Annotated in this window: 26 protein-coding genes; 14 read left to right on the top strand and 12 right to left on the bottom strand. The window is 67.5% G+C overall.

The window, feature by feature from the left end; translation table 11 throughout:
* Positions 1-103 precede the first annotated feature (103 nt).
* Positions 104-340, bottom strand: coding sequence for a GntR family transcriptional regulator (locus CXR44_RS38230; protein ID WP_101791059.1), 237 nt, complete (start codon positions 338-340; stop codon positions 104-106).
* A gap of 193 nt (positions 341-533) precedes the next feature.
* Here CXR44_RS38230 and CXR44_RS41485 point away from each other — a divergent pair, with 193 nt between their 5' ends.
* Entirely contained in the window at positions 534-1,211 is a 678-nt protein-coding gene (locus tag CXR44_RS41485; protein ID WP_180903899.1) for a thermonuclease family protein, read from the top strand.
* A 56-nt stretch (positions 1,212-1,267) separates the two neighbouring features.
* Here the strand turns inward: CXR44_RS41485 and CXR44_RS38220 are convergent, their stop codons facing one another.
* Positions 1,268-1,531 (bottom strand): winged helix-turn-helix domain-containing protein, encoded by a 264-nt coding sequence (locus CXR44_RS38220; protein ID WP_101791057.1) that lies wholly within the window; start codon positions 1,529-1,531, stop codon positions 1,268-1,270.
* A gap of 186 nt (positions 1,532-1,717) precedes the next feature.
* Here CXR44_RS38220 and CXR44_RS38215 point away from each other — a divergent pair, with 186 nt between their 5' ends.
* Positions 1,718-1,951: a hypothetical protein gene (locus CXR44_RS38215; protein WP_101791056.1), complete on the top strand. Its 234-nt coding sequence runs from the start codon at positions 1,718-1,720 to the stop codon at positions 1,949-1,951.
* Positions 1,948-2,169: a hypothetical protein gene (locus CXR44_RS38210; RefSeq protein WP_101791055.1), complete on the top strand. Its 222-nt coding sequence runs from the start codon at positions 1,948-1,950 to the stop codon at positions 2,167-2,169. Before CXR44_RS38215 ends, CXR44_RS38210 begins: the two co-directional genes overlap by 4 nt.
* Before the next feature lie 152 nt (positions 2,170-2,321).
* Here the strand turns inward: CXR44_RS38210 and CXR44_RS38205 are convergent, their stop codons facing one another.
* Positions 2,322-3,095, bottom strand: coding sequence for a GIY-YIG nuclease family protein (locus CXR44_RS38205; protein WP_101791054.1), 774 nt, complete (start codon positions 3,093-3,095; stop codon positions 2,322-2,324).
* The gene (locus CXR44_RS38200; RefSeq protein ID WP_144070243.1) at positions 3,092-3,427 is read right to left on the bottom strand and encodes a hypothetical protein; all 336 of its coding nucleotides are present in this window, start codon (positions 3,425-3,427) and stop codon (positions 3,092-3,094) included. The genes CXR44_RS38205 and CXR44_RS38200 overlap by 4 nt, the downstream gene beginning before the upstream one ends.
* A gap of 129 nt (positions 3,428-3,556) precedes the next feature.
* Between CXR44_RS38200 and CXR44_RS38195 the strand changes: the two genes are divergently transcribed.
* The 10 genes from CXR44_RS38195 to CXR44_RS38160 all read left to right on the top strand — a co-directional run bounded on the left by CXR44_RS38195 (position 3,557) and on the right by CXR44_RS38160 (position 9,062).
* Complete coding sequence (locus tag CXR44_RS38195; RefSeq protein ID WP_101791052.1) at positions 3,557-4,396, top strand: DUF2637 domain-containing protein; 840 nt, start codon at positions 3,557-3,559, stop codon at positions 4,394-4,396.
* On the top strand, positions 4,393-4,683 hold the full coding sequence (locus tag CXR44_RS38190) for a hypothetical protein (protein ID WP_101791051.1): 291 nt from the start codon (positions 4,393-4,395) through the stop codon (positions 4,681-4,683). Before CXR44_RS38195 ends, CXR44_RS38190 begins: the two co-directional genes overlap by 4 nt.
* Positions 4,680-6,752 (top strand): FtsK/SpoIIIE domain-containing protein, encoded by a 2,073-nt coding sequence (locus tag CXR44_RS38185; protein ID WP_101791050.1) that lies wholly within the window; start codon positions 4,680-4,682, stop codon positions 6,750-6,752. Before CXR44_RS38190 ends, CXR44_RS38185 begins: the two co-directional genes overlap by 4 nt.
* Before the next feature lie 186 nt (positions 6,753-6,938).
* The gene (locus CXR44_RS39935) at positions 6,939-7,076 is read left to right on the top strand and encodes a hypothetical protein (RefSeq protein ID WP_180903898.1); all 138 of its coding nucleotides are present in this window, start codon (positions 6,939-6,941) and stop codon (positions 7,074-7,076) included.
* A gap of 5 nt (positions 7,077-7,081) precedes the next feature.
* A complete protein-coding gene (locus CXR44_RS38180) occupies positions 7,082-7,300 on the top strand; it encodes a hypothetical protein (RefSeq protein WP_144070242.1) in 219 nt (72 codons plus the stop codon).
* 11 nt (positions 7,301-7,311) lie between these two features.
* Positions 7,312-7,611, top strand: a complete 300-nt coding sequence (locus CXR44_RS38175; RefSeq protein ID WP_101791048.1) for a hypothetical protein — start codon at positions 7,312-7,314, stop codon at positions 7,609-7,611.
* 29 nt (positions 7,612-7,640) lie between these two features.
* Positions 7,641-7,814 carry a hypothetical protein gene (locus tag CXR44_RS39930; RefSeq protein ID WP_180903897.1) on the top strand — a complete coding sequence of 58 codons (174 nt, stop codon included), beginning with the start codon at positions 7,641-7,643 and terminating at the stop codon, positions 7,812-7,814.
* 154 nt (positions 7,815-7,968) lie between these two features.
* The gene (locus CXR44_RS38170) at positions 7,969-8,151 is read left to right on the top strand and encodes a hypothetical protein (protein WP_101791047.1); all 183 of its coding nucleotides are present in this window, start codon (positions 7,969-7,971) and stop codon (positions 8,149-8,151) included.
* 304 nt (positions 8,152-8,455) lie between these two features.
* A complete protein-coding gene (locus CXR44_RS38165; protein WP_101791046.1) occupies positions 8,456-8,683 on the top strand; it encodes a hypothetical protein in 228 nt (75 codons plus the stop codon).
* A gap of 163 nt (positions 8,684-8,846) precedes the next feature.
* Positions 8,847-9,062 (top strand): transposase, encoded by a 216-nt coding sequence (locus tag CXR44_RS38160; RefSeq protein ID WP_144070241.1) that lies wholly within the window; start codon positions 8,847-8,849, stop codon positions 9,060-9,062.
* Here CXR44_RS38160 and CXR44_RS38155 read toward each other — a convergent pair.
* The 7 genes from CXR44_RS38155 to CXR44_RS38120 form a co-directional block, all read right to left on the bottom strand.
* On the bottom strand, positions 9,036-9,269 hold the full coding sequence (locus tag CXR44_RS38155) for a hypothetical protein (protein ID WP_101791044.1): 234 nt from the start codon (positions 9,267-9,269) through the stop codon (positions 9,036-9,038). The two genes, CXR44_RS38160 and CXR44_RS38155, sit on opposite strands and share 27 nt — an antisense overlap.
* A 103-nt stretch (positions 9,270-9,372) precedes the next feature.
* Positions 9,373-9,681, bottom strand: coding sequence for a hypothetical protein (locus tag CXR44_RS38150; RefSeq protein ID WP_101791043.1), 309 nt, complete (start codon positions 9,679-9,681; stop codon positions 9,373-9,375).
* A 531-nt stretch (positions 9,682-10,212) separates the two neighbouring features.
* Positions 10,213-10,401, bottom strand: coding sequence for a hypothetical protein (locus CXR44_RS38145; protein WP_101791042.1), 189 nt, complete (start codon positions 10,399-10,401; stop codon positions 10,213-10,215).
* A 104-nt stretch (positions 10,402-10,505) separates the two neighbouring features.
* Complete coding sequence (locus CXR44_RS38140) at positions 10,506-11,048, bottom strand: hypothetical protein (RefSeq protein ID WP_101791041.1); 543 nt, start codon at positions 11,046-11,048, stop codon at positions 10,506-10,508.
* A gap of 84 nt (positions 11,049-11,132) precedes the next feature.
* The gene (locus CXR44_RS38135) at positions 11,133-11,315 is read right to left on the bottom strand and encodes a hypothetical protein (RefSeq protein ID WP_101791040.1); all 183 of its coding nucleotides are present in this window, start codon (positions 11,313-11,315) and stop codon (positions 11,133-11,135) included.
* Positions 11,312-12,118, bottom strand: a complete 807-nt coding sequence (locus CXR44_RS38130) for a peptidoglycan recognition protein family protein (RefSeq protein WP_101791039.1) — start codon at positions 12,116-12,118, stop codon at positions 11,312-11,314. The genes CXR44_RS38135 and CXR44_RS38130 overlap by 4 nt, the downstream gene beginning before the upstream one ends.
* A gap of 590 nt (positions 12,119-12,708) precedes the next feature.
* Entirely contained in the window at positions 12,709-13,044 is a 336-nt protein-coding gene (locus CXR44_RS38120; RefSeq protein ID WP_144070240.1) for a hypothetical protein, read from the bottom strand.
* 230 nt (positions 13,045-13,274) lie between these two features.
* Here CXR44_RS38120 and CXR44_RS39925 point away from each other — a divergent pair, with 230 nt between their 5' ends.
* Positions 13,275-13,430, top strand: a complete 156-nt coding sequence (locus CXR44_RS39925; protein WP_180903896.1) for a hypothetical protein — start codon at positions 13,275-13,277, stop codon at positions 13,428-13,430.
* Here CXR44_RS39925 and CXR44_RS39920 read toward each other — a convergent pair.
* Positions 13,427-13,570, bottom strand: a complete 144-nt coding sequence (locus CXR44_RS39920) for a hypothetical protein (protein WP_180903895.1) — start codon at positions 13,568-13,570, stop codon at positions 13,427-13,429. The two genes, CXR44_RS39925 and CXR44_RS39920, sit on opposite strands and share 4 nt — an antisense overlap.
* Positions 13,571-13,602 lie beyond the last annotated feature (32 nt).

The following is a 13,602-nucleotide window of genomic DNA, read 5'->3' as shown; positions in this document are numbered from 1 at the left end:
GGGCCCAAACGTAATGAGGTACCTATAGGCCGAGAGTGACAACGGGCATCAGGTCCGCAACGTCCCAGTAGGCGCGAACTGGGACGTCGGATAGCTAACGCAGCTACTCGCCGCGAGGAGGGACGAACGTCCCCTTGCCGGGGATCGCCCGCAACAGGCCGTCATCCTTCAGCTTGCCGAGCACCTTCCGCACCGTCCCTCGGGCCACACCAAACTCCTGCTCAAGGTGAGTGATACTCGGGATCGGCATTCGGGGTTTGTAATGTCCCGACTCGATCCGCTTGCGCAAGATGTCATAGAGCTGCTGCCACACCGTCTCGTCAGGCTCCCAATCGATCATGGGGCCGACCGTACGAGGGCATGCCACCGCCTACTCAGGCGCGATAGGGCATGCCAGGGCACGCCCGGTCATGCCCTGCTACAGGGGCACTCTTGGCTCTGTACGGCTTCCAACCCATTCGGCATGGCAGTACACCATCGCCGCGGCTGCGGCGTCTTATCCCCCGTCCGATCACTCCTCCCCAGGAGCCTCAATGCGCTTACGAGCCGCTGCCCTGACCGTCGCCGCCGCCGCTGTGGTGTCGCCGACGCTTGCCTCCCCCGCGGCTGCCGCCCCGCCCGGTCTGCCGAAGGGCACCGTGTCGGCGAAGATCGTGAAGATCGTGGACGGCGACACGATCGACGTCCGCCGCGGCGGCAAGGTCATCCGCGTCCGCCTCCTCGAAGTGGACACTCCGGAACGCGGCCAGTGCTGGTTCAAGACGGCAACCGCCCGCACAGCCTCGCTGCTCCGTCTCGGCTCGACCACCTACCTGCTGCGCGACAAGGAGCCGAAGGACCGCTACGGGCGGTCGCTGTTCTACGTGTTCAACAGCAAGGGCGTCCACGTCAACCGGAACCTCGTCCGCTACGGGTACGGCAAAGCCGCCCTGTACATGCCGAACGACAAGTACATCCGGATCATGCGGGCCGAAGAGGCGAAGGCGAAGCGCGAAAAGCTGCGCATCTGGTCCAGCCGGTGCGACACCGGCGGCACCACCCCCACGCCCACGCCGACACCCACCCCGAGCAATCCGTCGGGGACCGACCCGCGGTACCGGACGTGCGGTGACGCCAACGCCGCCGGCTACGGCCCCTACTACCGCGGACGTGACCCCGAGTACGCCTGGTATCAGGACCGCGACGGCGACGGAGTCGTCTGCGAACGGTAGACCTCAGACACCAAGCGGCCCCGCCTCCACAGGGAGACGGGGCCGCTCGCGTTCACTTAGTTCTCCGACTCGCCCTTGACGGCCTGGAGCTTCTCGGCCGCCCCGTCCAGCACGTAACTTCCGGTGCCGGGCTCCGTCTCGACCAGGCCGGCCTCGCGCAGAGCGCGGTGAACCTTCTGGGCGACCGTGTTGGACATGCCGAACTCCTGCATCAGCTCGTGCACCGTCGGCACCCGGTCGCCAGGCTCCAGCTCGCCTGTACGGATCCGGTCACAGATGGCGGCGTACGCCTGCCGCCACTTTGATCGCCTCGGGTGCATGCGATCACGATGGTGGGGCGTACCAGGGCAAACATAGGTACACCCCGACGCACTGTGCTACACGTGGGGATGGTTTAAGACACCTTGACGTGGCACACTCTGACCAAGCGGAAACATGAGTAGGGCCCGACCAACGGCGTTCGCGCGCCAGGACGGGCCCCGGACGCACGCTGGAGGTGCGCCCCTATGGCTGAGTGTACGAGCGGGCCAGCCGACGGCAACCCCCCGCCCGAGATCCCCGAGTGCCACGTCAGCCGCGGCGACGAGGGCACCATCCACCTGCGACACAAGGCCACCGGCCGCACCGCGGAAGCCCGCACCGAGTGCGAGGCCGTCCAGCAGGGGATGCTGCTACGCATCCTCGCCGCCTACCGGCGCCCGGAAGGTGAGATTCCGTTCACCTGCGGCGACATGCCATGAGCCCCGCCATCATCCAGGTGTGGGCCGACAGGCACAGCCGCGTATGGGTCGACACAGGCAAGATCCACCCCCAGTCCAAGCAGCCCATCATCGAACTGCTCAACGGCGAAGCGTCCGGCGCCCTCGGCTGGGTTAACGCCCAGTTCGGCCCGCTGCAGAACCTGTCGCTCCACAGCACCAACGAAGCAAGGCGCGCGGCCGGCGGCGCCGACTCCTAGACAGCCCGCCTCTCACGGCTCTGCGCCGATGGCAGTGGGAGGCGGGTGACCAACGTGGCCCTGTCCCGGCTTTCGGAGGGACTGTGGGGGCAGGGCCACAACAGCGAGGCCCCCACTCCGGGAAGGGTGGGGGCCTCGCTTCGTCGCTGCCGTCAGCCTCGAGACACGTCCGGCACAAGGAGATCGGTCCGGCCATGCTCAACGAGGTACTCCACGAGACGCCGACGACCCTCGGGAGTGTCATTGTGCATGCTGTTGAAGAGCGGACGCTCTGCCTTGATCGCTTCCCGCTCTGCCGTCTCAGCAGCCTTGCGTGTTGGATGTCGGTCAATGGTGGACCGCGATGCAAAGTCCATCCACGATGACGACTTGATGTGAGATGAGATTCGCTCCATCAGGGCATCCGTGATGCCGACGTAGAGGAGTCGGTCCTGCTGGTCGTAGTACCTGTACAGCGCAGTTGTGTGGAGTGGTTCAGACCTCTCGGCGTAGGCCGCCGCGAGGAGCAGAGCGAACTCATCGTCGGACTTCGTCATGGCCGGGCCAGGGGGCCTTGGGCGGGCAGTCTGTATGCCTTCCGCCGTCCAGGTCATCTTCGGGCGCTGTACAACCAAGTGAGCGTGCTGGCTGGGCGCGAAGGGGACCCACGTCGGTGCGAGGACTGCATCCACTTCGGTGGCGAGGTGGTCCGGGCATCTCTGATGAATGAAGCACGCTTCGTCGAGCGGCTCAAGCGCGTTCACCTCGCCATCGAACTCGGGCACGTGCACGGCGGACCAGCCGCCGTACCCCTCGCACTGAATGCTGAGCCTGCAGCGGCGGCCGGCTTCGGTCTGTGCCACACAGATTGGGCCCTGCTTGCCAGCGCCGGGGAAGACGATGAGCTGGTCACCAACGCGTACGGCGAGGTCGTCTAACGCGCTCACGCTCGGGCCGCCCGTGTCCGTTCGGCAACTAGGTTCGCCATGTCGCGTTGCGCTTGCGCCTTTTCACACAGGGCCTTTCGCTTCTTGTCGCTCGGCTCTTGCTCCGCTTCCCGATCGGTCTCGGCGGCCGCGGCTCGTAGCCCTGCGATCAGTTCGGAAGGCGGGATGCGCTCGGGCGCCTTCGCATCGGGGGCATACAGGAGCCAGTCGATGATCTGGACGAGTTCCTTGGTGCGGTCGCCGGCGTGTGCCGCGCTGTGGATGCCGAAGCCTTCCCATCGCGGTGCGTCCATCCGCAGGTGACGGCCTGGGTACTTGGGCTGATTCGGCACGGGATCACGGTAACCGTACGCGTCCGTAACTAGCAATGTGCACTCCTCCTCCTTGCGGGTGTAGACATACCGAGCTTAAGGTGTAGACATACCTGAGGCAATCAAGCGACCCACACGAGAGGCAGAACAATGCGGAACGGCGAGGGGCCGACCAACAGCACCAGCGAGGTCACCGATGACCTCGACGCGTGCCAGCAGAACGACAACTCACCCAAGCCCCGAGGGGATCGGTACATCCGGGCCGCCGCCGTCCTCGTCGTCATCGTCCTGGCCGGCGTCGCCGCGTACGTGTCGTACCACCACCAGTACGGGCTGGCGATCAAGAACGGGGAGCCCGAAGAGACGGCACGCTGGTTCCCCATCGTGATCGACGGCGTCATCGTTATGGCGTCCCTCGTGATGCTGTACTGCGCCCGCCTCCGACTGGCTGTGCCGCGCCTCGCATACCTCGCACTGTGGGCCGGCATCGGCGCCACCCTCGCGGCCAACGCGGCGCACGGCTGGGACGGCGGATGGATATCACGCCTGGTCAGCGCAGCACCCGCCGCCGTGCTAGTGATCGCGTACGAACTGCTGATGTGGCTGATCCGCACCATCCGGCACAAGGCCCCGGAGCAGACCGTCGAGCGGGTGGTGTACCGCGACCGCGAGGTCGAAAAACTCGTCGAAGTCGAGATCCCCGTGATCGCCACAGACCGGTTCGAGGCGGCACGCCTGGCCTACGAGGCGAGCATCGAAGGCGGCAAGCGCGGGCTCGGCCGGCGCACCCTCGCGGACCGGTGGGGACTGGAGATCCGCGAGGCGCAAGAAGTCATCGACGAGGTGAAGAAGGAGCGCGGCCAGGCATCTCCCGACCCGGAGCCGCGCGCACCGCAGCAGCCGCCCGCCGAGCCGCTCCAGCCCTCGTTCGAGACGGCCTCCCTGAACGGTTCGCACCCCGCCCCCGCGCTGAACGGAGAGTCGTCGTGATCGACGTCGCAACCCACCCTTTGATCTGGTTGCTGTTCCTCGCGTGCGCGATCCGATCCGACCTGTCAGAGGCTCGCACCTGGCCTGAGGTCAAAGCCACCGTCAAGGCCCGCGGCTGGTGGAGCGCGCTCACAGCGGCTCGCGTCGCCGGCGTCGTGATCCTGCTCGTCCTGGTCGAGGTGTGCCGCATCGGATGGGCCGCCTTCCAGTTCGGCGGCGCCGTGCTCGGACTTCTCGCCCTGCACCTGCAGAGCGTCGGCCGCAGAGCCCCGTTGGGGGCGGCATGAACACCGACCGGGACCGCTCGCACCTCGCCGTCGTCTCCCAGGAGCAGGCCGTCGAGGAGAACCACGGCCAGGAGGTCGCCGTTCCCGACCAGCCGGGCGAGGTCGAACCTGAGGTCGTCGACGCCGAGTTCATCGACGAGACCGACGACATTCAGCCCACGCGCAGGACTGGCCGGATCTCGCGCAAGCTGTCGTACCGGCGTATCGCCGAGTTGGAGCACCTGACCGGGCAACTCCCTCACAACGACACGCGGGTGCTGCGCGCTTGTCGAGCCTCAGGCTGCGACACCTCCGGTCAGGCGTTGGAGCGCCTCACCGTGCAGATCAGCGCCGCAGCGCAAGGTTCAGCCCCTTACGCGCGCCGCAGCGGCAGGTTCGCCAAGTACGCCCTGATCGGCTCAGGCAAGGCAGTCGTCCGCTGGTGGCTGTGGGTCACAGCAGCCGACTACGCAGGCCGCGAGCACGTGTCCGTCGACAAGCTGGAAGCCACCCAAAAGCGCCGCTGGATCATCACCGGCGTGTGGACTGGCGGGCTGGCGGGCTCGTGGCTGTGGTGGTGGCCTGCCCCGATCTTCATCGTGACGCTGCTGTTCATCGTCGCCGGCATCGTCGAACAAAAGCGCCGAGCCGAATCCGCCCAGCAGGAAAAGGGTCGCAAACTCGCAGGTAAGCGCCCGTCCTCCGCCCTGGTGCGGCAGGCATTCGCCGACGCCAAACTCGGCAAGCTGGACAACATTCGAGTGATCAGCCCCGGCGTGGTGAAGGACGGCGACGCCTGGCTGGCCGTCGTCGAGCTGCCTTCAGCCGTCACCGCCCGGGCTGCCGTATCCAAGCGGAGAGAACTGGCGTCCGCGTTTGGCGTCGGCTACATCCAGCTCGACATCCGCGGCGTCAACGGCCACGAAGGCCGGATCACGGTCCGCTGCTCGCACGGCAACCCGTTCGCCCGCACGCTCCGCTCCCCGCTGCTGTACCGCAAGACACCGCTCGACATCTGGACCGAAGGCGTGCCACTCGGCATGGACGCCCGCCACCAGCAGGTCGCCCCGCGGATCGTCGACTCATCGTTCCTGGTCGGCGGCGCCCCGCGCACCGGCAAGTCCATTGGCGTCACGAACCTGGCGTGCGCCGCCGCCCTCGACACCCGCGTACGGCTGCACATCATCGACGGCAAGGGGGCCGCCGACTTCGACCCGTTCGCCTGCATCTGCCACACGTACTTCAAACGGCAGCCAGAGCGGCTGGTCGAGTTCCTCGAAGGCAAGGTCGCCGACATGGAGGCCCGCTACGACAGGTTCTCCGAACTGGGCAAACGCAAGCTGACAGCGGACCTGCTCGACGAGATGCCGCTGCACTTCATCATCATTGACGAGCTGCGCTGGTACACCACCGACAAGAAGCACGGCGAAGACATCGTCAACCTGCTGGCCGACCTCGCCTCCCGCGGCCCGGCCGCCGGGATCCTGCCCGTCCTCGCCACCCAGCGCACCACCGTCGACGTGGTCCCGGGCACGCTGCGCGCCTCCGTCAGCATGCGATGGGCGATGCGCTGCGACGGCGCCACCTCATCCAACGCCATCCTCGGCGAAGGCAAAGCCGGCGACGGCTACGACGCCTCCGACATCCCCAAAGCCATCGAATACCGCGGCCTCGGCTGGCTCGACGCGGACGGCGAAACCCCCATCTTCATGCGCTCCTACTACCTCGACGACGAGGCCGGGGAGGTGGACCAGATCATCGCCGTCGCGTACAAGCTGCGCGAGGCTGCGGGGACGCTCCCGTTCGCCGACAACTCGCCTCTCGGCCGTCTCCTACGCCTGCTGCAGGACCTCTTCGGCGAGCAGGACCGAATGGCGACCGAACAGATCCTTGACCGGCTCCACGAGCACGACGAGTGGGCCGGGCTCGACCCCTCCCAGTTGGCGGCCCTACTGCGGCCGATCAACGTCAAGCCGAAAGCGCTCTGGCTACCCGACCCCAACGACGACGGCAAGAAGAAGACCCGCAACGGCTACGAGCGGGCGGACGTCGATGACGCCCTTCATGCGCTCAGAGCGGGGTCGCGGTGAAGGTCCCTGCATGCGCCCCAAGAGGGCCCAACACCCACAAGAGCGCAGGTCGGCGGAGTCGAGAGCCGCCCCAAGAGTCCTTGACACACCCCCAAGTCCTTGGCTTCAGAGCCAAGATTCTTGACCTTCTCCCCCAAGTCCTTGGCCCCCTCTTGAGCCCCAACTCGCACCTCGAAAGGACCTCTCGTGAAGATCCGCGTCAGCGTCGCCCTGTTCACGTGCAAGCACTGCCGACAGGACTACAACAACAAGCTGACCCACGTCTGCTACGTCCCCTGGACCGCCATCAGCCGCCCCGCCCCCATGCGCAAGAAGAGCCGGTAGCGCGCATGGAAGCGGCCTTGTTGCTCCTGCTCGGCGGAGGCCTCTGGGCGATCGTCTACCTGCTCTCGTGCGCCATCCACCCGTACAAGATCTGCCCCGCCTGCAAGAAGTCCGGACAGTCCAACTCGACCACGTTCAAAGGCGCGTTCGGCGCCTGCCGGCGGTGCAAGGGCACTGGCCGGCGTATCCGAGCAGGCGCCCGCCTGCTCGGCCGCGACAAGTAGGAGACCAAGCCATGGCATCCATCTACGGCACAGCTACACCAGCGCGGCTACAGACGGCCCTCGCCTGCGCTGCTGTCCTGCTCGGCTGCGAGGCGCTGACCGAGTGGACGGCGTTCATGTGGCTGCTGCACGAAGCCGGCCTGCCCTGGCAGCCATGGGCGTGGCTGCCGGCCGCAGCCATCGCCTCCGCCTGCTGGCACGTCGCTATCCGCCTCTGGCGGACCGGCACTATCCCAACCGTCTCGGCGCTGTGCGCGGGCGCCGGCTGGGTGCTGCTCATTGCCCTCAACGCCGCCTTCTGGCTGCGCTAACACTCCCCTCCCACGAGAAAGGCATCGACATGGCCGACCCCAAGAAGCCCAAGAAGGCGAAGAAGCCCACGGTCGTCAACAACTTCTACGCCAGCCACATGACGATCCGTGGCGGCAAGGTCTACGACGACGACGGCAACGAGCTCGGCAGCGTGCAGCTCGGCGTCACCCTCCCGGACGACGACCCCGACGACGACGAGTAGGTGCCGACATGGCCGCCACCTGCCCCCGATGCCGTCACGCCCTCGACGAGGGCCCGGTCCAGTACCGGTGCTCCCACTGCCGGCGAGCCGTATACGCCGCCGACGTCGACACCGAGTTCCGTTCTCTCCCGCTCACTTCGGTTGGAGTCGCCCAGTGACCAGCAATGAGAAGACCAGCGCGAACGCCGCATGTGGCGCGAAGTTCATCGACGCCGAGACCTACCAGACGATCACCTGTGATCGGACGGACCGGCACGTGGTCCACAGTGACTCCACCGCCGGCACGAAGGCGCTGCGAGTGCCGGGTGGTGCCCTCATCAGCAAGGTCAAGCGCTGACGTTGCGGGTGCCCGCCACCGCCCTGCTGTGGCGGGCGTCCGGAGCAGCCAGCTCCCACACGAGAGGACAAGCCATGTGCAACAAGATCCATTGGGGCCAATACATCGAGACCCCGGGCAGCCCTTTCACGCGCGTGCGATCACCCCACGGCCTCGACTGCCCGGACAGGGACAGCCAGCCGAACATCGAGATGTTGCCAGACGGCCGCACGCGGGTCCATCCCTGCCCGACTTGCCGGGGCCTCTGCGGCTGCAGCGGCAAATGAGCTGGCCAACCGCTCCCCAACCAACGAAAGGAGCCCCCGTGGGCCTGTTCAGCAGCAAGAAGACGAGCGACCCCGACCCGCCGCCCGTGCGGCGGGACCTGGTACGCGAAGCGCTCAAGCTCGGCATGGTGTGGTACGGCGGCGACCCCGACGGCGACGACTTCAAGGCGAACCGGGACCGGTACTACCGGGCGCTGGATAAGTGCACTGGAGCGGAGGTGGACTACGTGGAGGCCGCTCTTCTACGGCACGGCTACCCACCATGAGGCCGCCAAGAGCGGCCGGTCCACCCCATCAGTTCGACTCCGAGGAGCAGGAAGACGACCGCTAGCTAGCACGTGCGGGAGCCCCGGCCCACTTCCCCAAGGGTCCGGGGCTCCCGCGTGCAGACTATGCACTTTTGTCCGGTTGTGGCGTACGCTCTCGCCCGTGAGAGTGTGGCGCGGCCCTGACGGCATCGAGATCGCCGTCATCACCCTCGACCGCGGCCACGGGCCACGTCAGGTGTACCGCGTCGTCCACCACAGCCCCACCCGAACGACCGTCGTCGACTATGCCACCAGCGTCCGCCAGATCGAGCAGTGGGTGAACCTAGCCGACCTGGTCGAGGTGATCGACCTACCCCTCCGCCGCAGCGTCGCGTAGCAGCGTCCACGCCTTGTGCCGGTTCTCGGCTGCGGCCAGCCACGGACTGCGCTGGATCTCCACCGCGAGCTCCTGTGCGCGGGCGTACGTCGCCTCCCACGCCTCCCGGTTGAACGGCTCCGCCCGGCCGAGCTCCGCCAGCTTCCGTTCTGCGGCGACGAAGTCCCGCCTCATCTGCAGCAGGTCGTCAGGTCCGTCGTAGGCCATGGAGCCCTCCCCGGTGGTGCTTGTGGTGCGAGGGCATCCTACGGACTCCTGGAGCCCCAGCCTCATGCGGCTCGACGCCAACCACCGAACGCAGGCGGTCGTCTTACCTTGCGGCTCGCCCCATCTCTCCCCAGACGAAGGGCCCCCTGATGCGCTCCAGCATCCTCACCGCGGCCATACTCGCGGCCACCCTCACCGCTGGCTGCTCCGCGGCCACCAGCTCCACCACACCCGCCGAGACGGCGCCGGCGCTCCTGTCCACGGGCACGCCCACGCCGACCCCGACACCGACCATCACAGCGACGGCCACGGCCACGCCGACGCCGACCCTGACGCGGGTCAAGACGCCGAAGCCCAAGCCCACCACGCCGAAGCCGCGCGTCAAGACGCCCACGCCGAAGCCGAAGCCCACGAGGAAGCCTGCCCAGCCGTCCGTCCAGACTGGTGTGCACCCTGGCTCGTTCTGTTCCCCGCAGGGTGCTCTCGGCCGTACGAAGGCGGGCACGCTGATGCGGTGCACGTCTCGTGGTGGTGAGCAGGCGCGGTGGCGTAGCGCCTGACCCTGGACAGCACGAAACCGGCCCCCGCCCACATAGGGCGGGGGCCGGTCTGTGTCACCCGGGGAGGTGAAGCGGCGGAGGACGCAACTGGAAAGGATTTCTTTCTAGTTCGACAGGAGGGGCGGCTTGTTCGAATACCGGGGTGTGTATTTTCGAGTAATCCCATTAATTACGATCATGACGAGGCGCTGATAATATCAGCCGATTCACAACACCAAGATCGCAAATGGGGCCGGGCAGCCCGAAGGCGACCCGACCCCGTAAGAGCGCGTCCCGCCGCTTAACCGCTCAGGAGCGGACGCTACGGCGTCCCGCAGCAGAGACGGACCCGCGCGGGGCAGTCCCGACACCCGGCCACACCGGGGCAAGACCACAACAACAGGCTAGCGCGGCGGAATCTCCGACTGGCGGGCGTTCGGGACCGCCCACACGCCCAGCGACGTCAGCACGGCGAGCGTGATGTCGATCCACTCCTGCGGCGTGATCACACCATCAGTGACGGCGGACTTGGCGACCACGACAGCAGCGAACAGCGCGGCCACGACCGACTTGGCGTACTTGCCTACACTCATTGCCCCTCCTCAGGGACAGCCCGCCACGACAGCGGGACGACTTTGAATCTCGGCCGCGGAATGCAAGCCGAACGGGAAGCGCTTCAAAAGCGCAGGCCAGCACGTCAGCGGACGTAGTAGCCGTTGTCGAAGTTGTAGGTCTTCGCCTCGGAGTCGCCGCCCTTGCTGATCCACACGGTGTCGCCCGTGTTGTTCAGGTAGTGGCCGCGGTAGCCGCACTTCGAGTTCATGTACACCAGGTGGAACCGACCACCCTCACCCGACACCGCGGGCGTGCCCGCACCCGAGTAGACGCGGACCGTGTGCCGACCGGGCAGCATGAGCTTCCCCTCGACCTCGGTCACGCCGGGCACGCTGTTGACCGTCCACGTGTTGCAGTTCTTCGGGTTGTCGTCGCCCGCCTGCTTCGCCCAGCCGTCAGCGACGACCAGGCCCTTCACGTCCACCGGCGCGTCGGTGACGTTGACGACGTCGACGTACTCCTTGTTGCGGTTCCACCAGGTGTCGGCGCCGTTCGCGTTGTAGCCGATCGTGCCGATCTCCAGGCCGGGCACGTCGGTGCCGACGGCGGCCGACGCGGGAGCGCCGGCCAGGACCGCCGCGGTGGCGAACGCGGTCGCCAGGATCAGGGACTTGTTGATGCGCATGTTGAGGGTGTCTCCTCGGGACGGGGGAATGCGAAAGGGCGGCCCGCATCTGGCGGGACCGCCCTCAGTGAGCCTCGCGGCTCGTCAGGTGCTCTTGCCGACCAGACCGGACACCCGGCCACGGTCGGCCCACTGGAGCTCCACCGACAGCTCGGCGTGCTTCAGGAGGTCATCAGCGTCGACCGCCGCCCACGAGTCGTCAGTAGGCTCAAGGCGTCGCTGCACGTCTCGCCACGGGTAGTTGCGCAGCCACAGGCCGTCGCTCACTCGCCCACGTCCAGCCGGACCGTCACAGACTCGATCTCCGACCGGATCCGCGCCATCAGCGCGTCCACGTCCACCGACCCGTCACGAGCTGCCAGCGCGTCCGCGAGAGCCTTGATGGTGGCGTGCTGGGCGTCCAGCTTCGCCTCGATGTTGCGGAGCCGCTGCCCAGCGTTCACGAGGATGGACTTGGCCTGCCAGGAGGGGTTCTCCTTGCTGCCCCACTCGACCGGGATCTCATAGCCCCACACGTCCTTCGCGCTCACGTCGTCGTCCTCCTGCTGCTTGGCGCCGGCGGCCGGCTTGGCGTCGCCGCTGGCTGGCTTGGTGAATGTGCCGTTCTTGACGAGCCGGTACAGCCGGTCTCCGGGGCACGAGGTGGAGTAGAAGTCGCGGTGGCCCTTCACGAGGCCGCCGACGCCCTTGTCCATAAGCCACGCCCGCAGCTCCCGGACGGCGTCGATCTGCGCCGGCGTCGGGTCCTCGGACGGGCCGCACATGAGTGTCACGCTGTAGTAGGTGCTGTTCCCGGTCGGCTGGGCAGCCTGCATTCGATCCAGGCCGCGGCCCTCGAAGAGGTACCCGTGCGGGCAAGCGCCGTAGCTGTAGCCGATATCGGACCATCCGCGGTTCGCGCCCATGTGGAAGCGGCGGGTGCGCCGCCAGTAGTCCACGCACGCCGCATGCTCACGCCGGGCCAGACCCTGATCGGACCCGTCGTAGTGGATGACCAGCCCTCGGGTCGGGTGGGCGTACGAGGCGGCCGAGGCGCCCCAGCCGAACGCCGCGCGTCTCACAAGCTGCATGTGTCAGCCTCCCGGCTCACAGGTGTAGGTGGTGGATCCGGGCTCTGTGGGTGTGCACCGGTAGGTGATGGCGCCGACTGTGAACGTCCAGCCGGCCGGTGGCGGGCCGGGCTCGCCGCGCGGGCCAGGCTCACCCGGGTCACCCTTCGGGCCGGGTGCCCCGTCCTTGCCGTCTGCGCCGTCCTTACCTGGCTCTCCCTTGGCTCCAGGAGGGCCCGTGACGGACGCTCCCGGCTCACCCCTGGCGCCCTGCGGTCCTGGAGGTCCAGGCGGCCCCGTAGGGCCGTCCCGGCCTGGCTTCCCCGCGGCGCCGTCCTTCCCATCCCGGCCAGGAGGGCCAGACGGGCCCGGCAGGCCGCGAGGACCTTCCTGGCCAGCCTCGCCCCGCTCACCGCGTGGGCCAACCGGCGGCGACACCTCAGGAACTCCGCCCATTTCGCGCACCTGATCCGCCAACACACCCGCGGTGTCCTGCGCCGAGTGGAGATCCTCGCGGAGCTTGCCGAGCTCCACCGACACCCACACGAACAACCCGGCCACCGCGACGACGCTCACAGCCACCCACCACAGGCGACGTACGCCAGCCAGCATCACGAACCACCCCGGGCGTTGAGGATCTGGATCAGGGTGGCCGCCGCGAAGATGGCGGCCGGTATGAGGCCGGAGAAGACGAACTGCCGCCAGTCCAGGCCTGAGCGCTCCTGGCGTTTGTCCGCCGTCGTCTCCAGCTTGGCGATCCGGTCCAGCATCGCCGACCGCTCCGCTTCGTACCGGTCGCGGGTCACCAGCTGCTCCAGGCGGGCGTTTACGGATACCCACTCGCGCTCCTGCCGGGTGCGTAGCTCAGCGATGTCCTCGCGGATGTCGGCTCGCACGTCGCCGAGACGGCGCATAACCTCGCCCAGCGATGGTGCGTCCTCGGTCACGCGCGCTCCGTTCAAAGTTGGGGTGCCGCCCGTCCCGCACCCTCAGCAGACGGGCGGCACGATCATGTGTCCGGGATCGGACGTGCGCGTCGGGTAAACCGGGGGGATGCTTGGGGCGTCCCACCACGTTCCCCCAGCGATTCATCTGGAGCCGCGCAATGGGTTACCCCCCGCCCCAGCATCAGCCGCCTTACGGACCTCCGCCGAAGCCGCCGAAGAAGGTCACAGCGGTGACGAAGCAGCGCGGTCTGTCCGGGATGAGCCACATGACCCACCTCATGCTGACGATCTTCACGTGTGGGTTATGGGGCGTCGTCTGGCTGTGCTGGTGGATGTTCCGGATGGTGGTCCGTAAGAAGACGAAGACCACCTACCGGTACCGCTAGACGGCCTCGCCGCCGTCCCGGCCGCGCAGGCGTTCCACCTCGGCGGCCAGTTCGTCCCGCTCGCGAATGAGCTGCTGGACGAGGACCTCCAACTGCGCGGCCCGGTCGAGGGCGGTGTTCCGTTGCTGGGAAGTGACCACAACCAGCGCATCGAGAGGTACAGGGAGCTCTT

It is taken from the genome of Nonomuraea indica (assembly GCF_002850745.1).
Lineage (GTDB): Bacteria > Actinomycetota > Actinomycetes > Streptosporangiales > Streptosporangiaceae > Nonomuraea > Nonomuraea indica.
The sequence above is the reverse complement of the archived record's forward strand: the minus strand, read 5'-3'. Positions and strand labels throughout refer to the sequence as shown.